General features: G+C 73.7%; 16 protein-coding genes and 1 pseudogene. 11 read left to right on the top strand and 6 right to left on the bottom strand.

The window, feature by feature from the left end; translation table 11 throughout:
• From DNK53_RS18540 to DNK53_RS08515, 5 genes and pseudogenes are all read left to right on the top strand, one after another.
• The gene (locus DNK53_RS18540; RefSeq protein ID WP_110181860.1) at window positions 1-561 is read left to right on the top strand and encodes a molybdopterin-binding domain-containing protein; all 561 of its coding nucleotides are present in this window, start codon (window positions 1-3) and stop codon (window positions 559-561) included.
• Window positions 562-573: 12 nt separating this feature from the next.
• Window positions 574-3,360, top strand: a pseudogene (gene fdh / locus DNK53_RS08530) (formate dehydrogenase); the annotation flags it as partial.
• Window positions 3,361-3,389: 29 nt separating this feature from the next.
• A complete protein-coding gene (locus DNK53_RS08525; RefSeq protein WP_239456435.1) occupies window positions 3,390-4,340 on the top strand; it encodes a 4Fe-4S dicluster domain-containing protein in 951 nt (316 codons plus the stop codon).
• Window positions 4,337-5,446 (top strand): NrfD/PsrC family molybdoenzyme membrane anchor subunit, encoded by a 1,110-nt coding sequence (gene nrfD, locus DNK53_RS08520; RefSeq protein ID WP_204163822.1) that lies wholly within the window; start codon window positions 4,337-4,339, stop codon window positions 5,444-5,446. The genes DNK53_RS08525 and nrfD overlap by 4 nt, the downstream gene beginning before the upstream one ends.
• Before the next feature lie 102 nt (window positions 5,447-5,548).
• Window positions 5,549-6,826 carry an L-lactate MFS transporter gene (locus DNK53_RS08515; protein ID WP_110181858.1) on the top strand — a complete coding sequence of 426 codons (1,278 nt, stop codon included), beginning with the start codon at window positions 5,549-5,551 and terminating at the stop codon, window positions 6,824-6,826.
• Window positions 6,827-6,835: 9 nt separating this feature from the next.
• Here DNK53_RS08515 and DNK53_RS08510 read toward each other — a convergent pair whose 3' ends face one another.
• Window positions 6,836-8,305, bottom strand: a complete 1,470-nt coding sequence (locus DNK53_RS08510; protein ID WP_110181857.1) for a dicarboxylate/amino acid:cation symporter — start codon at window positions 8,303-8,305, stop codon at window positions 6,836-6,838.
• Window positions 8,306-8,639: 334 nt separating this feature from the next.
• On the opposite strand from DNK53_RS08510, the gene DNK53_RS08500 reads away from it, so the two are divergent.
• The 3 genes from DNK53_RS08500 to DNK53_RS08490 all read left to right on the top strand — a co-directional run bounded on the left by DNK53_RS08500 (window position 8,640) and on the right by DNK53_RS08490 (window position 11,371).
• Complete coding sequence (locus DNK53_RS08500) at window positions 8,640-9,395, top strand: histidine phosphatase family protein (RefSeq protein WP_110181855.1); 756 nt, start codon at window positions 8,640-8,642, stop codon at window positions 9,393-9,395.
• Complete coding sequence (locus tag DNK53_RS08495) at window positions 9,382-10,260, top strand: NAD(P)H-hydrate dehydratase (protein ID WP_110181854.1); 879 nt, start codon at window positions 9,382-9,384, stop codon at window positions 10,258-10,260. The genes DNK53_RS08500 and DNK53_RS08495 overlap by 14 nt, the downstream gene beginning before the upstream one ends.
• A gap of 160 nt (window positions 10,261-10,420) precedes the next feature.
• Entirely contained in the window at window positions 10,421-11,371 is a 951-nt protein-coding gene (locus DNK53_RS08490; protein WP_162599841.1) for a hypothetical protein, read from the top strand.
• Between the two features lie 27 nt (window positions 11,372-11,398).
• On the opposite strand, the gene DNK53_RS08485 is transcribed toward DNK53_RS08490, so the two are convergent.
• On the bottom strand, window positions 11,399-12,736 hold the full coding sequence (locus tag DNK53_RS08485) for a uracil-xanthine permease family protein (protein WP_110181852.1): 1,338 nt from the start codon (window positions 12,734-12,736) through the stop codon (window positions 11,399-11,401).
• 168 nt (window positions 12,737-12,904) lie between these two features.
• Here DNK53_RS08485 and DNK53_RS08480 point away from each other — a divergent pair, with 168 nt between their 5' ends.
• From DNK53_RS08480 to DNK53_RS08470, 3 genes are read left to right on the top strand one after another with little or no spacing between them, the layout of a single operon-like run.
• Complete coding sequence (locus DNK53_RS08480) at window positions 12,905-14,620, top strand: M28 family metallopeptidase (protein WP_162599840.1); 1,716 nt, start codon at window positions 12,905-12,907, stop codon at window positions 14,618-14,620.
• Between the two features lie 37 nt (window positions 14,621-14,657).
• A complete protein-coding gene (locus tag DNK53_RS08475; protein WP_110181850.1) occupies window positions 14,658-15,635 on the top strand; it encodes a TIGR03885 family FMN-dependent LLM class oxidoreductase in 978 nt (325 codons plus the stop codon).
• Window positions 15,632-17,305, top strand: a complete 1,674-nt coding sequence (locus tag DNK53_RS08470) for an alpha-amylase family protein (RefSeq protein WP_110181849.1) — start codon at window positions 15,632-15,634, stop codon at window positions 17,303-17,305. Before DNK53_RS08475 ends, DNK53_RS08470 begins: the two co-directional genes overlap by 4 nt.
• A 16-nt stretch (window positions 17,306-17,321) precedes the next feature.
• On the opposite strand, the gene DNK53_RS17465 is transcribed toward DNK53_RS08470, so the two are convergent.
• From DNK53_RS17465 to rlmC, 4 genes are all read right to left on the bottom strand, one after another.
• Complete coding sequence (locus DNK53_RS17465; protein WP_162599839.1) at window positions 17,322-17,930, bottom strand: TetR/AcrR family transcriptional regulator; 609 nt, start codon at window positions 17,928-17,930, stop codon at window positions 17,322-17,324.
• A 44-nt stretch (window positions 17,931-17,974) separates the two neighbouring features.
• Window positions 17,975-18,637, bottom strand: a complete 663-nt coding sequence (locus DNK53_RS08460) for an enoyl-CoA hydratase/isomerase family protein (protein WP_110181848.1) — start codon at window positions 18,635-18,637, stop codon at window positions 17,975-17,977.
• A gap of 71 nt (window positions 18,638-18,708) precedes the next feature.
• Window positions 18,709-19,026: an MGMT family protein gene (locus tag DNK53_RS08455; protein ID WP_239456434.1), complete on the bottom strand. Its 318-nt coding sequence runs from the start codon at window positions 19,024-19,026 to the stop codon at window positions 18,709-18,711.
• Window positions 19,023-20,177 carry a 23S rRNA (uracil(747)-C(5))-methyltransferase RlmC gene (gene rlmC / locus DNK53_RS08450; protein ID WP_110181847.1) on the bottom strand — a complete coding sequence of 385 codons (1,155 nt, stop codon included), beginning with the start codon at window positions 20,175-20,177 and terminating at the stop codon, window positions 19,023-19,025. Before rlmC ends, DNK53_RS08455 begins: the two co-directional genes overlap by 4 nt.
• Between the last annotated feature and the right edge of the window lie 69 nt (window positions 20,178-20,246).

Below are 20,246 nucleotides of genomic sequence, written 5' to 3'. Positions count from 1 at the left end.
GTGAAGACGTTCCTTGACTGGCCGGTGCTGCGGCAGCTGCGCGGCGACGACGTGCTGGGCCGCGGCTCCGCGGTCCGGTCGCGGCGTACCGAGGAGCTCACCTCGCGCACCACCGAGGCCGACCACGTCGCGCGCAGCGTGTGCCCCTACTGCGCGGTGGGCTGCGGCCAGAAGGTCTTCGTCAAGGACGGCGAGGTCACCCAGATCGAGGGCGACCCCGACAGCCCGGTCTCCCGCGGGAGGCTCTGCCCCAAGGGGTCGGCGAGCAAGAACCTCGTGACCAGCCCGCTGCGCCAGACCAAGGTCCGGTACCGGCGCCCCTACGGCACCGAGTGGGAGGACCTCGACCTCACCACGGCCATGGAGATGATCGCCGACCGCGTCGTCAGGACGCGTCGCGACTACTGGCAGGAGCACGACGAGCAGGGCCGCCGGGTCCGCCGCACGATGGGGATCGCCAGCCTCGGAGGGGCCACCCTCGACAACGAGGAGAACTACCTCATCAAGAAGCTCTTCACCGCCATGGGCGCCATCCAGATCGAGAACCAGGCGCGTATTTGACACTCCGCCACCGTCCCCGGTCTGGGGACCAGCTTCGGGCGCGGCGGCGCCACCGGGTTCCTCCAGGACCTCGCGAACTCCGACTGCATCATCATCCAGGGTTCCAACATGGCGGAGGCGCACCCGGTGGGCTTCCAGTGGGTCGTCGAGGCCAAGGCACGCGGTGCCAAGGTCATCCACGTCGACCCGCGCTTTACGCGGACCAGCGCGCTGGCGGACACCTTCGTGCCGCTGCGCGTCGGCACCGACATCGCGTTCCTCGGCGGCATCGTCAACTACGTCCTGAGCAACGAGCTCGACTTCCGTGAGTACGTCGTGAGCTACACGAACGCGGCGACCATCGTGAGCGACGACTTCCTGGACACCGAGGACCTCGACGGGCTCTTCTCCGGGTTCGACCCCGAGACGCGTACCTACGACACCGAGTCGTGGCAGTACGCGACCCAGGAGCAGGACGCCGCGGGCGACGACGAGGCGATGCAGCGGGAGACCGCGAGCGCCATGCAGCACGAGACGCACGGCATGCAGGTCGAGGGCCAGCCGCCGCGGGACGAGACGCTGCAGCACCCGAACTGCGTCTACCAGGTCCTGAAGCGGCACTACGCCCGCTACACGCCCGAGATGGTCGCGCGCACCTGCGGCGTCACCGAGGAGGCGTTCCTCGAGGTCTGCCGGGCGTGGACGGAGAACTCCGGCCGCGACCGGACGACGGCGCTCGTCTACAGCGTGGGCTGGACCCAGCACTCGGTCGGCGTGCAGTACATCCGGACCGGCGCGATCCTGCAGCTGCTGCTGGGCAACATGGGCCGTCCGGGCGGCGGCATCATGGCGCTGCGCGGCCACGCCAGCATCCAGGGCTCCACCGACATCCCGACGCTCTTCAACCTGCTGCCCGGCTACCTGCCGATGCCCAACGCGCAGGACCACACCACCCTGGAGGAGTGGGTCGACGCCGTCCGGCACCCGGGCGCCAAGGGGTTCTGGTCGAACGCGGACGCGTACGGGATCAACCTGCTCAAGGCCTACTGGGGCGAGAAGGCGACGCCCGAGAACGACTTCTGCTTCGACTACGTCCCCAAGGTCTCGGGCGACCACGGCACCTACCGGACCGTGCTCGACATGATCGACGGGAAGGTCAAGGGCTACTTCCTGCTCGGCCAGAACCCGGCGGTCGGCTCCGCGCACGGCAAGGCGCAGCGGCTGGGCATGGCCAACCTCGACTGGCTGGTGGTCCGCGACCTCTTCGAGATCGAGAGCGCCACCTTCTGGAAGGACTCCCCGGAGGTCGCCACCGGTGAGATCGTGCCCGAGGAGTGCGCCACCGAGGTCTTCCTGATGCCGGCCGCCTCCCACGTGGAGAAGGAGGGCACCTTCACCCAGACGCAGCGGATGCTGCAGTGGCGGGAGAAGGCCGTCGACCCGCCGGGCGACTGCCGCTCCGAGCTCTGGTTCTTCCACCACCTGGGCCGGATGGTCCGCGAGCGCCTGGCCGGGTCCACCGACGAGCGGGACCGTCCGCTGCTCGACCTGGCCTGGGACTACCCGACCCACCACGCCGGGCACCAGCCCGAGGGCTGGGGCGAGCCGAGCGCCGAGGCGGTGCTGAAGGAGGTCAACGGCTACGAGGTCGCCACCGGGCGACCGCTGTCGACCTTCGCCGAGATGAAGGCCGACGGCTCGACCCTGGGCGGCTGCTGGATCTACACCGGGGTCTACAAGGACGGCGTCAACCAGGCCGCCCGGCGCAAGCCCGGGAGCGAGCAGTCCTGGGTGGCGCCGGAGTGGGGCTGGGCCTGGCCGGCCAACCGCCGGACGCTCTACAACCGCGCCTCGGCCGACCCCGAGGGCCGGCCGTGGAGCGAGCGCAAGGCCTATGTCTGGTGGGACGAGGAGGCGCAGGAGTGGACCGGCCACGACGTGCCGGACTTCGAGAAGGGCAAGCCCCCGTCGTACCGCCCGGGACCGGACGACGACGGCGTCGCCGGGATCGCGGGCGACGACCCGTTCATCATGCAGGGCGACGGGAAGGGCGCGCTCTACGTGCCGGCCGGCCTGCTCGACGGGCCGCTGCCCACCCACTACGAGCCGGTGGAGTCGCCGTTCCCCAACCCGGTCTACGGCCAGCAGGCCAACCCGACGCGCAAGGAGTACAGCCGGGCCGAGAACCGGATGAACCCCAGCCCGCCGGAGGAGCACTCGCAGGTCTTCCCGTTCGTCTTCACCACCAGCCGGCTCACGGAGCACCACACGGCCGGCGGGATGAGCCGGTACGTCGCGCGGCTGGCCGAGCTGCAGCCCGAGATGTTCGTCGAGGTCTCGCCCGAGCTGGCCGCCGAGCGCGGGCTGGAGAACGGCGGCTGGGCCACGATCGTCACCGCCCGGGCGGCGATCGAGGCCCGCGTCATGGTCACCGACCGGCTCACCCCGCTGCGGGTCGAGGACCGGGTGGTGCACCAGGTCTGGTTGCCCTACCACTGGGGCCAGGGCGGCATCGTCACCGGCGACTCCGCCAACGACCTCTTCGGCATCTCCCTGGACCCCAACGTGCTGATCCAGGAGAGCAAGGTCGGGACCTGCGACGTGCGGGCCGGGCGGCGGCCGAGCGGCGCCGACCTGCTCGGGCTGGTCGCGGAGTACCAGCGCCGCGCCGGCGTCGACCACGACCTGCTCCGGCCGATCGTCACGACCGGGCCCGGCGCCCTGGTCGACGACGAGGGCGACGAGACGCCCCGGCCGGCGGGCGACGACGGGACGGACGGGCACGACGGGCACGACGACACGAGCGGAGACCACCAGTGATCGGCGGCAGGAACAGCCTCTCCGGGCCCGTGGACCCCACGGCCAACGCGGGGTACGGCGACGAGCACCCGAAGCGGAAGGGGTTCTTCACCGACACCAGCATCTGCATCGGGTGCAAGGCGTGCGAGGTCGCCTGCAAGGAGTGGAACGACGTCCCGGCGGACCACTTCGACATGACGGCGACCTCCTACGACAACAGCCACTCGCTCAACGCCAACCAGTGGCGCCACGTCGCCTTCATCGAGCAGCCCAAGCGTCTCGGCTCGCAGGACCCGGGACTGCGGCCGCCCGAGGTGACCGACCTGGGGATGCCCTCCGTGCGGCCCACCGACACGGCCGGCGCGGTCGCGGACGGCGCGGGCGGGACGGGCGTGGGCGCCGAGGGGGAGAAGCCCGACTTCCGCTGGCTGATGTCGTCCGACGTCTGCAAGCACTGCACGCACGCCGCCTGCCTCGACGTCTGCCCGACCGGCTCGCTCTTCCGCACCGAGTTCGGCACCGTCGTGGTGCAGGACGACATCTGCAACGGCTGCGGCTACTGCGTCCCCGCCTGCCCGTACGGCGTGATCGACCGACGCAAGGGGCCCGACGGCGCCAAGAACGTCGGCATCGCGCAGAAGTGCACGCTCTGCTACGACCGGCTCGGCGCCGGCCAGACGCCCGCCTGTGCGCAGTCCTGCCCCACCCAGTCGATCCAGTTCGGCGACGTCGACGAGCTGCGGGAGCGCGCCAACGCCCGGGTGGCGCAGCTGCACGAGGCGGGCGTGATGGATGCCCGGCTCTACGGCAACGACCCCCACGACGGCGTCGGCGGGACGGGGTCGATCTTTCTGCTGCTCGACGAGCCCGAGGTCTACGGCTTCCCGCCCGACCCGCTCGTCACCACCGCCGACCTGCCGCACATGTTCCGGCGCGCCTCGGCCGCCGCGGCCACGCTGCTGGTCGGGGCGGCGCTCGCCTTCGTGGGGAGGCGGCCGTGACCGGGCCGGGGCAGCACCGGGCGGACGGTCCCGAGCAGGCGCACCCCGACGACGAGCGGCAGACCACCGCGGTGATCGGCTCCGCGGGCGGCCGCCGACCCCGCCGGGCCGGAGGCCGGCGGAAGCACGGTCCGGGGATCGAGCAGGTCGTGCCCGACGCCGAGTTCACCTCCTACTACGGGCGGCCGATCGTCAAGGCCGCCCCGTGGGAGCACGACATCCCGGCCTACCTCTTCAGCGGCGGCCTCGCCGCCGGCTCCGCGCTGGTCGCCGCCGGCGCCGACCTGACCGGGCGCCCGCAGCTGCGCCGTACCAGCCGGCTCGGGGCGCTCGTCGCCCTCGCCTTCTCGGGCGCCGCGCTCGTGCACGACCTGGGCAAGCCCTCCCGCTTCGTCAACATGCTCCGGGTCGCCAAGCTCACCTCGCCGATGTCGGTCGGCACCTGGATCCTCACCGGCTACGCGCCGGGCGCCGGCCTCGCCGGCCTCGCCGAGCTGCTCGACCTGGTGCCCGCCGACCGACGTCGCGACGGCGTGCTCGGCAGCGCCTCGCGGGTCCTCTCGTGGGTGGACCGGCCCGCCGGGCTGTGGGGCGCCCTCTTCGGCCCGCCGCTGGCGGCCTACACCGCGGTGCTGCTCTCCGACACCGCCACCCCGTCGTGGCACGAGTCCTACCGCGAGCTGCCGTTCGTCTTCGTCGGCTCCGCGGCCGCCGCCTCCGCCGGGCTGGGGCTGATCGGCGCGCCCGTCCACGAGACCGGGCCGGTCCGCCGCCTCGCGGTCGGCGGCGCCGTCCTCGAGCTGGTCGCCGAGCACCGGATGGAGCGGTCGATGGGGATCACCGCCGAACCGCTGCACGAGGGTCGGGCGGGCCGGCTGATGAGGGCCGCCAAGGTGCTCACCGCGGCCGGCGCGGTCGGCGCCGCCCTGAGCGGACGCAGTCGCGCCCTCGGCGTGCTGTCGGGCGCCGCCCTGATGGCGGGGTCGGCCTGCACCCGGTTCGGCGTCTTCGAGGCCGGCATCGAGTCGGCGAACGACCCGAAGTACACCGTCGTCCCCCAGCGCGAGCGCCTGGCACGGGAGGGCCCGCGGCACTTCCCGGAGTGAGAACGGGGTACGGGGGTGGCACCCGCAGGACACCCGTCACCCCGGCAGCATCTCCGCAGCATCTCGGCAGGTCTCGGCAGCATCTCGGCAGGAGGACGCGTCATGGTCGACCAACGGCACGACACCCGGACGGACCGGAGCCCGGGCGGCTTCCGCTGGCTCCTGGTGGGCGCCGGGCTGCTGCTGCAGTTCTCCATCGGTGCCGTCTACGCGTGGAGCGTCTTCGGCGGGGCCCTGGAGAACGCCGAGTCGTGGCAGCTGAGCAAGGTGCAGGCCTCCATGCCGTTCACCGTGACGATCGCCATGATCTTCGTCGGCAGCTACCTCGGCGGCCGGCTCCAGGACGTCAAGGGACCGCGGCTCGTGGCCCTGCTCGGCGGGGTCGTCTACGCCGTCGGGATCATCCTGGCCTCGTTCACCAACGGGAAGGACGACTACTGGCTCGTCATCGCGGGCTACGGCGTCATCAGCGGCTTCGGCCTCGGGGTGGCCTACATCGTGCCGATCGCGATGCTGCAGAAGTGGTTCCCCGACAAGACCGGCCTCATCACCGGCCTGGCGGTCGGCGGCTTCGGCTTCGGCGCCGTCCTCACCTCACCGGTCGCCCAGTGGCTCATCGACCGCGACCCCGAGGACCCCACCAGCGCCTTCCTGCCGCTGGGCATCGCCTACCTCGTGATGTCCCTGGTCGGCGCCTCGATCTTCCGCAACCCCCCGGAGGGCTACACCGTGCCCGGGTTCGAGAAGTCCGGCGGAGGCGCGTCGTCGGCCGGCCGCGACTACACCCAGGGCGAGGCGCTGCGCACCCCGCAGTGGTACCTGCTCACGGCGATCCTCACCCTGAGCGTCAGCGCCGGCATCTCGCTCATCTCGCAGGCCAAGCTGAGCGCCACCGACATCGCCGGCTACAGCGTGGGCGGGGCGGCCACCCTGGTGGGCGTGCTGGCGATCTTCAACGGCGGCGGCCGGATCTTCTGGGCCGCCGTCTCCGACAAGATCGGGCGGATGCGCACCTTCGCCGCGATCCTCGCGCTCCAGGGCGTCTGCCTCATCGCCCTCCCGCACGCCGGCAGCGCGGTCCTCTTCGCGGTGCTCGCGGCGGTCATCTACCTCTGCTACGGCGGCACCTTCGGCACGATGCCGGCGACGGCGGGCGACTTCTTCGGCGTCCGCAACGCGGGCGCCATCTACGGCCTCATGCTGGTCGGCTGGAGCCTCGGCGGCGTGCTGGGCCCGCTGCTCACCTCGGCGCTGCTCGGCGAGGACGAGGCCTACACGCTCGCCTACACCACCATCGGCGTGGTGGCGCTGGCCTCGGTGGCGCTGACCTTCGTCACCAGGGTGCCGAAGGGCCGCACCACCGAGGCCGTCCGCGGCTGAGCGCGCCCCTCAGGCCCGGGCGGGCTCGGGCGCGTCCTGCGAGGCGTCCCGGCGGGCCGCCGGCACGGTGAGGCCCTCGGCCCCGACCACCTCGCGGTCGGACCAGGCCTGCCCGCGGCGCGGGGCGTCGTACGCCGTCCGGTCGAGGATGCCCTCGCGCTTGGCCACCAGCGTCGGCACGAGCGCCTGGCCGGCCACGTTGGTGGCGGTGCGGCCCATGTCGAGGATCGGGTCGATCGCCAGCAGCAGGCCCACGCCCTCCAGGGGGAGCCCCAGGGTGGAGAGGGTGAGGGTGAGCATGACCGTGGCCCCGGTGACGCCGGCCGTCGCGGCCGAGCCGATGACGGAGACGAACGCGATCAGCAGGTAGTCGGTGAGCGAGAGGTCGACGCCGAAGAACTGCGCGACGAAGATCGCCGAGATCGCGGGGTAGATCGAGGCGCAGCCGTCCATCTTGGTCGTGGCCCCCAGCGGCACGGCGAAGGCGCTGTAGGCGCGCGGCACGCCGAGGTTGCGCTCGGTGACGGCCTGGGTGACCGGCATGGTCCCGATCGACGAGCGCGACACGAAGGCCAGGGAGATGGCGGGCCAGGCGCCGGAGAAGAACTGCCGGACCGACAGCCCGTTGGCCCTGAGCAGCGCCGGGTAGACGACGAAGGCGACCACCGCGAGGCCGACGTAGACGGCGACGGCGAAGGTGCCGAGCGAGCCGAGGGCGTCCCACCCGTAGGTGGCGACCGCCTTGCCGAGCAGGCCGACCGTCGCGACGGGGGCGAGCAGGATGACCCACCACAGGACCTTCTGCACCACGGCCAGCGCGGAGCGGACCAGGCCGAGGAACGGGTCGGCCGCCTCGCCCACCTTGAGGGCCGCGATGCCCACGGCGATGGCGACCACGAGGATCTGCAGGACGTTGAACGACAGGCCGACGGAGCCGTCCGCTCCCGGGGTGGCCTGGAGGCCCAGGAAGTTGGCCGGCACCAGGCCGTTGAGGAAGTCCAGCCAGGAGCCGGTGGTCGACGGGGCCGCGGCGGAGTCGGCGGTGACCGAGGTGTGGCGGCCGGGCTCCAGCACCAGGCCCAGCGCGATGCCGATCGCGACGGTGACCAGCGCGGTCCCGGCGAACCACGCGAGCGTCTTCCACGCCAGGCGGGCGGCGCCCGCCACCTCGCGCAGGTTGGCGATGGAGGCGACGATGGCGAGGAAGACCAGCGGCGGGACGATCGCGCGCAGCAGGGTGACGAAGATGCCGCCCACCTGGGTGAGGGTCTCGGTGAGCCAGTTGGGGTCGGCGACCCCGGCGGCGTCGACGCCGTCGGGGCCCATCTCACGTGCCACGAGGCCGAGGACGACGCCGAGCACCAGGCCGAGCAGCACCTGGGTGCCGAAGGACGGGAGACGCCGGCGCCGACGCGGTGCTGCCTCGGGCGCGTCGGAGGGTGCGTCGGACGGCGGGACGGAGGCGGGGGTGGGACTCAAGGGGTGACCTTTCGAGGAGCGCGCGGCAGCGGTCGCCGGCCGCGGGGGAGGCGGGGCGGGGGACGGCGTCCGCTCCGGGCCGCTGGGAGGCGGGCGGGCGACGCGGTCGGCGACGTCAGCGACAGAGGGTGCTCTGGGTGCGCAGGAGGTCGACGACGAGGCGACGCGTCAGCAGGTCGCCCTCGGTCGTGGTGTCTCCTCGCACGACCGGCACAACGTCGGCGCCGCCCGCGGCATTCCCCGCGGCGCTCCCGGGTACTCCCGGGTCGACCGGACGCCGCGAGAGGAGCGAGATGTCGAGCCACCACCCGTCCACCGCCGCCGGGAGAACGTCGTGAGGCCGCGCTGGAGCAGCGGTCCTGCCGGGTTGGTGCTGGTCCGGCACGGCGAGAGCGAGGGGAACCTCGCCGACGCCCGCGCCAGGGAGCAGGGGGCGGAGCGCCTGGAGCTGGACGCGCGCGACGCCGACGTCCCGCTCTCGGCCGCGGGCCGGGAGCAGGGCGGGGCGCTGAACCGCTGGCTGCACGGTCTGGCCGACGACGACCGGCCCACGCTGGTGGTGAGCTCGCCCTACGAGCGGGCCGCCCAGACCGCCCGTCTCGCGCTCGAGGGGCTCGACGTGCCGCTCGAGATGGACGAACGGCTCCGCGAGCGCGACCTCGGCCTGTTCGACGGGATGACGGGCAAGGGGATCCGGGCCCGGCACCCCGAGGAGGCCGCCCGTCGCGACCGGCTGGGCAAGTTCTGGTACCAGCCCCCGAGCGGGGAGAGCTGGGCCGACGTGGTGCTGCGGGTGCGCAGCCTGCTGGCCGACCTGCGGCACGGGCACGACGGTGCGCGGCTGTGGCTCTTCACCCACCAGGCCGTGATCATGTCCTTCCGGCACGCCCTGGAGGACCTCACCGAGGAGGAGCTGCTCGAGGTCGACCGCCGGGTCCAGATCCCCAACGCCTCCCTCACCGGCTACCGCCGCGAGGGCGACCTGCTGCAGCCGGTCTCCTTCGCCGACACCTCGGCGGTCGACGCGGACGCGGGGGCCGAGGTGACGCGGGAGCCCGCGCAGGGGGGCCGGGGCGATGGGCAGGCCTGAGCCGCGGGTGCTCACCCCGTCGGTCCTGCGGGACCGGCCGCTGCCGCGACCGGGCGACGACAAGCACGCCCGCGGCCAGGTCCTCGTGGTGGGTGGCGGCCTCGCCACCCCCGGCGCCGTGCTGCTGGCGGGGGAGTCGGCCCTGCGCGCCGGCGCCGGCAAGCTGCAGGTCGCGACGGTGGCCGGCACCGCCCCGGCGGTCGCGGTGGCGCTGCCCGAGGCCGCCGTCCACGGACTGCCCGAGCGCAACGGCGAGGTCTCGCCCGAGGCGACCGCCCGGGTGCTGGAGGTCGCGCACGGGTGCGACGCGGTGCTGCTCGGCACGGGGGCCGGCGACGTCGAGGCCGCGGCGTCCCTGCTCGAGCGGCTCGTCCCGCGGCTCGACGGACCAGTGGTGCTCGACGCCCTCGGCTCCTCGTTCCTCACCCGGCACCCCGACGGCCTCCACCACCTCGCCGGCCGGAGCGTGCTCACGGTCAACCCCGTGGAGCTCGCCCGGACCGCGCACCGGTCAGAGGAGGAGGTCGCGGCCGACCCGGTGGGCGTGGCCCGCGAGGTGGCCGCCGCCTCCCGCGTGGTGGTGGTCTGCGGCGGTACCGAGAAGCACGTGGTCGGACCCGACGGCGAGGCGTGGGTGGTGCCCGGCGGGGGGCCCGGCCTGGGCGTCTCCGGCTCGGGCGACGTGCAGGCCGGGGTCGTCGCCGGCCTCCTCGCCCGGGGGGCGGACCCCGCGCTGGCCGCCCTCTGGGGGGCGCACCTGCACGCTCGTGCCGGAGAACGCCTCGCGTCGGCGGTCGGGAACGTAGGCTTCCTCGCGCGCGAGCTGCCCGGGCAGGTGCCGGCCCTGCTCGCCGAGCTGGCCTGACTGACGCGCCGCCGCGGCGCGCGGGCGGCGAGGACGACGACCGCGCACGACCGAGAACGACCGAGAACGACTGCGAACGACTGCGAACGACTGGAGCGTGATGGGGGAGCCGGACGACACCGGGGCGACCGAGGTCCCGTGGCCGCTGGTATGGGGACAGGTGGCCACGACGGTCGGCGGCCACCTCGCCGCGGGACGGGGGCACCTGGTGACCCGGGACACCGTCCGGCTCGCGACGGTGCTCGCGCTGCAGGCCGTCGGCGTGGTGCCCTCCCGCCTCACCCTGGACCTTCCGCGACCCGGGGTGCAGGGGGTCGTCCCGCTCGCCGACCTGCTCCTCGACGGCCCCGGCGGCACGGTCCTCGACCTGCGCCTCCCGTGGGACGCCGAGCCGGGACGCAACACCCACACGATGGGCGTCCTGGTGCGAGACCTCCTGCGGATCAGCACCGTCCCCGCCCGGCAGCGTTGGCTCGTGCAGGTCCTCGCGACCGAGCGGATGGGCCATCTCGCCAGCGCCGCCGTCCGCCGCGGCCTGCCCTGGCCCGACCGCCCGGGCACCCGCATGCTGCTCGACCGGCAGGCCCTGGACGACCTGCCGCCCGGGGCGGCCGCCGAGCTGGCCGGTGGGCGGTGGCAGCTGCCCGTCGTCGTGGCCTGCGCGGGGGTCTGGCCGGTCTCGGACGACCTGGGCCTGCACGCCTACGAGGTCTCCGTGCCGCTGACGGGCCCGAAGGCTGCCTGGGCGCCCCGGGAGGAGCCGCCGCGGTCGTCGGCCGGACCCGGGGGCGTGGTCCTCGAGCCGGTCCCGATTCCGGAGCAGGTGCTGGAGCGGGCCCGGCCGGTCGCCCCGCCGTCGCCCCGGGGCACCGCGCGGGCCGAGGTGCTCGAGGCCGTCCGGGCGCTGGTGACCCGTCAGGGCCACGACGTCGTCCACGTCGCCGACGTGCTCGCGCACGTGCGGAGCTCGGGCAGCCGGTTCGCCGAGGCGACCGTGCGGACGATGCTGACCCAGCACATGTGCGCGCAGGTGCAGGGCCGCGGAGTGGCGTCGTACGACGACCTGGACCAGGTCGACGAGCAGCGCTACCGGTTGCGTCCCGGCCGCTAGGACCCGGGGCGGGGCCGGGGCGACGCCTCAGACGTAGCGGCGGTCGTCGGGCTCGGGGTCGCCGTCGGCCCCGTCGTCGACCCGGCCCTCGCGCAGCCGCTCCAGGCCGGCCATCACGTGGTAGAGCACCACCGCGGCGACCGTGCCCAGCGCGATGCCGGTGAAGGTCATCCGGCCGGCGTTGAGGGTGAGGTCGCCGATCCCGATGATCAGGGCGGCGGCCGCCGGGTACTGGTTGACGGCCCGGCCGAAGTCGACGTCGTTGTCGATCCAGATCTTGACGCCGATCAGTCCGATCAGGCCGTAGAGGGCGACGGTGACCCCGCCCAGCACCCCGGCCGGGATGGTGTTGAGCACGGCGCCGAACTTGGGGGAGAGGCTCAGCAGCACGGCGACGACGCCCGCCACCCAGTAGGCGGCGGTCGAGAAGATCCGGGTCGCGGTCATCACGCCGATGTTCTCGCCGTACGTCGTGGTCGCGGAGCCGCCGCCCGCGCCGGCGAGCGCGGTGGCCAGGCCGTCGGCCAGCAGCGCGTTGCCGGTGCGCTCGTTGATCGTCGGGTCGCCGACGAGGTGGGCGACGCTCTTGACGTGGCCGACGTTCTCGGCGACGAGGACCAGGACGACGGGGAGGAACATCGGGACGACCGACCACGTCACGCTCGGGGCGGTGAGGTCGGGCAGGCCGAACCACGCGGCGTCGGCCACCGGCCGGCAGCTGAGCGCCACCGGCTCGCGGGTGCACGCGAAGTCGATCTGGTCGGTGAGGGCCGCCGCCGCGTAGCCGACCGCGACGCCGATGAGGATCGAGAGCCGGGCGGCGAGCCCGCGGAAGACGACGGCGACGACCACGATGGTCGCCAGCGTCAGCGTGGCGATCCACGGGGACTGCTGGAAGTTGCCGGTCGCGGCCCCGCCGAGGTTGAAGCCGATGAGGGCGACGATCGCGCCGGTGACCACCGGCGGCATCAGCACGTCGATCCACCCGGTCCCGGTGACGTTGACGAGCAGGCCCACGGCGGCGAGCAGCACGCCGGTGACCATGATCCCGAAGAGGGCGGCCCCCATGCCGTGGTCGCCCATGGACGCCTGGATCGGCGCGATGAACGCGAAGGAGGAGCCCAGGTAGCTCGGCACCCGGTTGCGGGTGAGCAGCAGGAAGAGCAGCGTGCCGAGGCCCGAGAAGAGCAGCGTGGTCGCGACGGGGAAGCCGGTGAGGATCGGGACCAGGAAGGTGGCCCCGAACATCGCCACGACGTGCTGCCCGCCGAAGCCGAGGGTGCGCGGCCACGAGAGCCGCTCGTCGGGGCGGACGAGGGCGTCGGGGGCGACGCCCCGGCCGTCTCCGTGCAGGGTCCAAGCCATGTGAGCCTCCTGGGTGCGTGCTGCGGGCGTCGAGGTCGCCCCCACGACCGGGCGGGACTCTACCGAGCGTCCCGGCATCCCTCATCCGGGGGCTTACGTGTGATCTGGATCACGTCGTACGGTGCGGCGAGTGCCGGCAACGGGGCCGGCGGACGAAGGAGATCTCGGATGCGCAGAACCAGGACAGTGGCAGCTGCCGTGCTCACGGTCGTGCTCGCCGGCGCGCTGGCGGCGGCCCCCGTCGAGGCGTCGCCCCGCGGGTCGGACCACGCCCAGCAGAAGGCCCAGCAGAAGGCCCACCCGAAGGACCATGGCAAGGGCCACGGCAAGGGCCACGGCCACGGGCACGGCAAGGGCCACGGGCACGGGCACGGGCACGGCAAGGGTCACGGGCGCGGGCACGACGAGCTGGGCAAGCTGACCCGCAAGGTGACCGCCAAGGGCGTGCTGCGGCACCTGGACGCGCTGCAGGACGTCGCGGACCGGTACGGCGACCGCGCGGCGGGCCGGCCCGGCTACGAGGGCAGCGTCCGCTACGTCGAGCGCCAGCTGCGGAAGGCCGGCTACGAGCCCCAGGTCCAGGAGTTCACCTTCGAGTACGTCGAGGACGACTCCGTCCTCGAGCGCCTCGACCCCGCACCCAGGAGCTTCGAGGAGGGGGTCGAGTTCCTCCGCAACAGCTTCGACTCCGGGACCCCGGAGGGCGAGGCCACCGGGTCGCTCGTCGTCGTCGATCCCGGCAGCGCCAGCAGCGGCTGCGAGGCCGCGGACTTCGCCGGCTTCCCGGCCGGGCAGGTGGCGCTGGTGCAGCGGGGCACCTGCGGCTTCGCCGTCAAGGCGCTCAACGCCCAGGCGGCCGGTGCGTCGGCGGCGATCGTCTGGAACAACCAGCCCGGCCTCGTCTCGATGATCGGCGACGCCACCGGCCTGACCATCCCCGTGGTCTTCGCCGTCCAGGAGGCGGGCGCGGACCTCGCGGCCACGCCCGGCGCGACGGTGCGGGTGGTCGTCGACTACACCGCCGAGGAGCGGACCACCTGGAACGTGCTGGCCGAGACGCGGCGCGGCGACGACGGGAACGTCGTGATGGCCGGCGCCCACCTCGACAGCGTCCAGGACGGCGCCGGGATCAACGACAACGGGTCGGGCAGCGCGGCGCTGCTCGAGACCGCGATCCAGATGCGGAAGGTCGAGCCGCGCAACACGGTCCGCTTCGCCTGGTGGGGCGCCGAGGAGGAAGGCCTGCTCGGGGCCGAGCACTACGTCGGCCAGCTGACCGACGAGCAGCGGGAGGCGATCGCGCTCTACCTCAACTTCGACATGGTGGCCTCGCCGAACTACGTCTTCGGCGTCTACGACGGGGACGACTCCGGCGGGACCGCCGAGCCGGGCTTCATCCCGCCGGGCTCCGCGGAGATCGAGGACGTCTTCGAGGAGTTCTACACCGACCGCGGCGAGCCGTTCCAGGACAGCGAGTTCTCCGGCCGCTCCGACTACGGCCCCTTCATCGCCGTCGGCATCCCCGCCGGTGGCCTCTTCACCGGGGCCGAGGTCGAGAAGACCCCGGAGGAGGCGGCCCTCTACGGCGGCGTCGCCGGGGCGTCGTACGACCCCTGCTACCACCTGGCGTGCGACAACCTCACCGGCGAGGGGCAGGACGAGGCCCTCTACGACCTGCTGCGCCAGGACCAGCACCTGGTCGGCAACGTCAACGTGCACGCCCTCGACGTGAACGCCGACGCGATCGCCACCGCCGTGTGGACCTTCGCCCGGGACACCTCGACGGTCGAGGCGGGCGCACCGCAGGCCGACCGGGGAGCCGACCGCAGCCGCGTCCGACGGCAGGACCACACCGGGCACGGGGCGACGCCGCGACGTCGCTGAGCGGTGCGAGGGGGCCGGTCCGGGTAAGGGAAGTGGCATGACCCGGATCGGCTTCCACGCCTCGCACGAGCAGATCAGCCCGCGGCAGCTCCTCGCCGATGTCCAGCACGCCGAGCAGGCGGGCTTCCAGATGGCGATGTGCTCCGACCACCTCGTCCCCTGGAGCGCCCGGCAGGGGCACTCCGGCTACACCTGGGCCTGGCTCGGTGCGGCGCTGGCGACCACCTCGCTGCGGCTCGGGTGCGTGAGCGCACCCGGCCAGCGCTACCACCCGGCGGTGCACGCCCAGAAGATCGCCACCCTGGCCCAGATGTTCCCGGGACGGTTCTGGGTCGCGCTGGGCAGCGGCGAGGCGATGAACGAGCACGTCACCGGGGACCGCTGGCCGTCGAAGGAGGAGCGGACCCGCCGCCTGGAGGAGTGCGTCGACGTCGTGCGCCGGTTGCTCGGCGGCGAGGAGGTCAGCCACGACGGACTGGTCAGGGTCGACCGGGCACGGGTCTGGGACCTGCCCGACGAGCCGCCGCCGCTGGTCGGCCCCGCCGCGAGCGTGGAGTCCGCGGCGCGGGTCGCGGCCTGGGCCGACGGGCTGGTGACCTTCAACCGGCCGGTCGAGGTGCTGCGCGACCTCGTGGCGGCCTACCGGGACGCCGGCGGCCGCGGACCGCTGGCCCTGCAGGTGCACCTGTCGTGGGCGCCGACCGAGGACGAGGCCGTGCGGATCGCGACGGACCAGTGGCGGACCAACGTCTTCGGCGGGACCGTGCCGTGGGACGTCGACACCCCGGCCGCCTTCGACGCCCTCGCCGAGCACGTCGGCGTCGACTCCGTGCGCCGCGCGGTGCGGATCTCCGCCGAGCCGGCGCAGCACGTCGAGTGGCTGGAGGAGTACGCCGCGCTGGGCTTCGACGAGATCTACCTGCACCACGTCGGGCAGGAGCAGGCCGGCTTCCTCGACACCTTCGGCGAGAAGGTGCTGCCGGCCGTGGCGACCCGGGCGGGGGGTGCGTCGTGAAGGTCACCGACACCAGCGACCTGTGGTGGAAGAACGCGGTCATCTACTGCCTCGACGTGGAGACCTTCCACGACGGGAACGGCGACGGCACCGGCGACCTGCGCGGGCTGGCCCAGCGGATCGACTACCTGGCCGAGCTCGGCGTCACCTGCCTGTGGCTGATGCCGTTCTACCCGAGCCCGGACCGCGACGACGGCTACGACCTCAGCGACCTGTACGGCGTGGACCCCCGGCTCGGCACGCACGGCGAGCTGGTCGAGGTGATCCGCACCGCCCACGACCGCGGCATGAAGGTGATCGCCGACCTCGTCGTCAACCACACCTCCGACCAGCACCCGTGGTTCAAGGCGTCCCGACGCAGCAAGGACAACCCCTACCGCGACTTCTACGTGTGGCGCGACACCGAGCCCCCGGACACCTCCGACCTCGTGGTCTTCCCCGACCGGGAGGACTCCATCTGGACGCTCGACGAGCGGACCGGGGAGTGGTACCTCCACCACTTCTACTCCCACCAGCCCGACCTCAACCTCGCCAACCCCGTCGTGGTGGACGAGATCCTGCGGACGGTGGGCTTCTGGCTGCAGGTGGGCTTCGACGGCTTCCGCGTCGACGGGATCCCCTTCCTCGAGCAGACCTCCGAGGAGATCGGGGACCCCTCGCTGGTGGTCGACCCCCACGACCTGATGCGCCGGGTGCGGGCCTTCCTCAACCGGCGCAGCGGCCACGCCATGATGCTGGGCGAGGTCAACCTGCCCCACGAGCAGCAACTGGCCTTCTTCGGTGGCGGGGCCGGCGACGAGCTGCACATGCAGTTCGACTTCCTGGCCATGCAGGCGACCTACCTGTCGCTGGCGCGCGAGGACGCCGGACCGCTGGCCGGGGCCCTGCTGGCCCGCCCGGAGATCCATCCGACCTGCCAGTGGGCCACCTTCCTGCGCAACCACGACGAGCTGACCCTCGACAAGCTCACCGACGACGAGCGTCAGGAGGTCTTCGACGCCTTCGGCCCCGACCCCGAGATGCAGGTCTACTCCCGCGGGCTCAAGCGCCGGCTCCCGCCGATGCTGGGCGGGGACCCCCGCCGGGTCCGGATGGCCTACAGCCTGCTCTTCTCCCTGCCCGGGACGCCGACCCTCTACTACGGCGAGGAGATCGGGATGGGCGAGGACCTCGCGGCCGACGGCCGGATGGCCGTGCGCACCCCGATGCAGTGGGCGGCCGGGCGCACGGGCGGCTTCTCCTCGGCGCCGACCCGGCGGCTGATCCAGCGCCCCACGCCTGACGGCTACGGGCCCGACCACGTCAACGTCGCGAGCCAGCGCCGGGACCCCGACTCGCTGTGGACCTTCGTGCGCACCCTGATCGGCACCTACCGGATGTGCCCCGAGATCGGCTGGGGCGACTTCTCGCTCCTCGAGCAGCCGCACCGACAGGTGCTGGCCCACCGCTGCGACCTCGACGGCACCGCGCTGCTCGCGGTGCACAACCTCTCCGCCGACCCGGTCGTGGTCGAGCTGCCCGTCGAGGGGCTGGGGGAGGGGCGGGAGCTGGTGGACCTGCTGGCGCACGATCGGGTGGAGACGAGCGACGGGCGCGTGCAGGTCAGCCTCGAGGGCTACGGCTACCGGTGGCTGCGCCTGCGTCCCGACGACGGGCTGCGGCTGCCCTGACGGCGTACGCCGGGGCTCACGGGAACGGCGGCGGCCCCGTCACCACCCCGCGCACGGCCCGCTCGAGCACCAGCCGCGCCAGCGGGTCGGTGACCCGCCGGGGCCGGAGCAGCAACGCCGACGGCAGCTCGACCAGGCAGCAGCGCACGGTCACCAGGGCCGCCCGGTCCTGGCGCTGCCACAGCAGCGCGGCCAGCTGGCGCACGAGCCGGTCCAGGTCGTGGCGCAGCTGCGCCAGCTCCTGCTGCTGTGCGGGGGTGAGCGCGTCGGTGGTCAGGTCGCGGGGGCGGACCGAGAGGAGCAGGCGCGCGCCCTCCTCGTCGTGTCTGGCGTGCGCCGCGGGCGCGGTGGCGGCGACGACCAGCGCCTCGACGGGACCGCCACCCTCGTCCAGCGCCCGGGCCACCCCCGCCCGCTGACGCTCGACGAACCGGCGCGCCTCCCGGGCCCAGGTGAGGGCGAGCAGGCCGTCGCGGGAGCCGAACGCGTGGTAGATGGCGCCGTTGCTCATCCCCGAGGCCGCGCTGAGGGCACGGATGGTCAGGGCCCCGCGACCCTCCCGCGCCCACAGGGTGCGGGCGTGGTCGAGGACCTCGTCCAGGTCGTGCTCGCGCCGTCGTCCCACGCCTCGCCCCGACGTCGTGCCGCTGTCCGTGCCGGTTCGGCCGGTCAGCCCTGCGGGCGGGCGAGCGCCTCGACGACGTGGGCGTACATCGTCTGCTTGATCGTCCCCAGCGTCGGGCGGTGCTTGCCGGCCCGGTCGCGGACCAGGTCGGCCGCGGCCCCGGGCAGCTGCCCGAGGTCGGTCGCGGCGTCGACCAACCCCGTGGCGGCCGCCTCGGCGCCGCCGAACCGGCGGCCCGTGAGCATCGAGGTGACGGCGGCCTGCGGGGTCAGCTTGGCGGTGATCAGCGCCGACATCCCTTCGGTGAAGGGGATCTGGATGTCCACCTCGGGGAAGCAGAAGTAGCCGCGGTCGGACCGCATCACCCGGTGGTCGTGGGCCATCGCCAGCATGGCGCCGCCGCCGAACGCGTGGCCGTTGATCGCGGCGACGGTCGGCACCGGCAGCGTCAGGACCTGGGCGAAGAGCGCGTGGATGCTGTCGACGTAGCTGCCGAGCTGGTCGGGGTGCTGACCGAGCCACTCGAGGTCGAGCCCGTTGGAGAAGAACTTGCCCGACGCGGTCGTCACCAGCGCGGCCGGCTCGTCGGAGTCGGCCACCTCGTCGAGGAGCTTGGTGGCGGCGGCCAGCCAGTCGGGGGAGAAGCGGTTCTCGTCCTCGCCGAGGTGGAGCGTCCAGATCGGGCCGTCGGTGGTCAGGGTGGGCATGGGCTCTCCTCGCAGGTCGGTCGGGCCGGACGACAATAGCAGAGCGGATGCTCTGGAACAGCGCTCGGAGGTCACCTCGCGTCGGGGTGCCACACGGCGACCGGCAGGTCCACCCGACCCGAGCCCCGGAGCGGGACGCCCTCGGCGGCGAGCAGCCGCCCCGCCGTGCCCTCGTGGCAGTCGGCGGGACGCCCGTCGGCCCGCACCACCCGCCACCACGGCACCCCGCCCCCGTGCAGCGCCATCACCCGGCCCACCAGGCGCGGCCCGCCGCGGCCCACCGCGTCGGCCAGCAGCCCGTAGGTCACCACCCGGCCGGGCGGCACCCGCTCCACCAGCGCCAGCACCGCCTCGACGTATGCCTCGTCCAGCACCCGCCCGCCGGTCACGCGCAGGCCCCGGCGGGTGCGCGCTGCAGGAGCACCAGCACCTCGTAGTGGCCGGTGTGGGGGAACATGTCGAGCAGCTGCGCGCGGACCGGCCGCAGCGACGGCATGGCGGCGAGGTCGCGGGCCAGGGAGCCGGCGTGGCAGCTGGAGTAGACGACGGTCGGCACGCCCGAGGAGTCCAGCCATCCGGCGAGGTCGGCGCCGACGCCCCGGCGCGGCGGGTTGACCACCACGACGTCGGGCGCGTGGTCGGACGCGAGCGCCCACGCGGTCGCGTCCGCCGCCTCGAAGGTCGCCCCGGTCAGCCCGTGCTCGCGCGCGGTCGCCCGGGCGCTCGCCACGGCCTCGGCGCTCACCTCCACGCCGTGCACCCGCCGGCCCGGGGTCGCGAGGTGCACCGCGAAGCCGCCCACCCCGCAGTAGAGGTCCCAGACCTCGGCGTCGGGCGGGGCCGCCTCGGCCACCCACGTCGTGGCCTGCCGGTAGAGCGCCGTCGCGACCTCGGTGTTGGTCTGGAAGAAGGACTGCGGCCGCAGGTGCAGCACGAGGCCGTCGACGCGCATCGGCAGGGTCTCGCCGTGCAGCACGATCTCGCGCTCGCCCTCCAGCACCGCCTTGTGCTCGGGCTGCAGATTGGCCGAGACCACGCGCAGCCGCGGTAGCGCCGTCAGCAGGGCGGGCAGGTGCTTGCGGATCCGGGCCACCGGCTCCTGGGAGCGCAGCACGAACCGCACCATCAGCTCGCCGTCGGGGGACTCGGTGACCAGCAGGTGCTTGAGCTCGCCGCGGCGGGCGGCGACGTCGTACGGCGCGAGCGCGGCGTCGGTGACGAAGCCGGCGAGCACGGGGAGGGCGTCCCGCAGCCCCTGGGTGTGCAGCGGGCAGTCCCGCAGGTCCACCCCGGCCCGTCGCTCGTCCAGGATGCCGAGGGTCGGCGCGGCGACGGTCCCGCCGACCACCATCTTGGCCTTGTTGCGGAACCCCGCGTCGGCCCCGGCGACGGTGGGGAGCCACCGCGTCCCGCCCGCGGGCGCCAGCGGGTCGAGCAGCTCGCGCACGTGCCGCTCCTTCGCCGCCAGCTGGTCTGGGCGCGGCACCTCCAGCCAGGAGCAGGAGCGGCACCGGTGGGCGTCGAAGTGGGCGCAGTCCATGACCCGACGAATCTACCCCGGCGCAGGAGCCCCTCTAGGATGGGCGACGCAGAGGGTCCTGCGCGTTCT

It is taken from the genome of Nocardioides solisilvae, assembly GCF_003194625.1.
Taxonomy (GTDB): Bacteria; Actinomycetota; Actinomycetes; order Propionibacteriales; family Nocardioidaceae; genus Nocardioides; species Nocardioides solisilvae.
The sequence above is the reverse complement of the archived record's forward strand: the minus strand, read 5'-3'. Positions and strand labels throughout refer to the sequence as shown.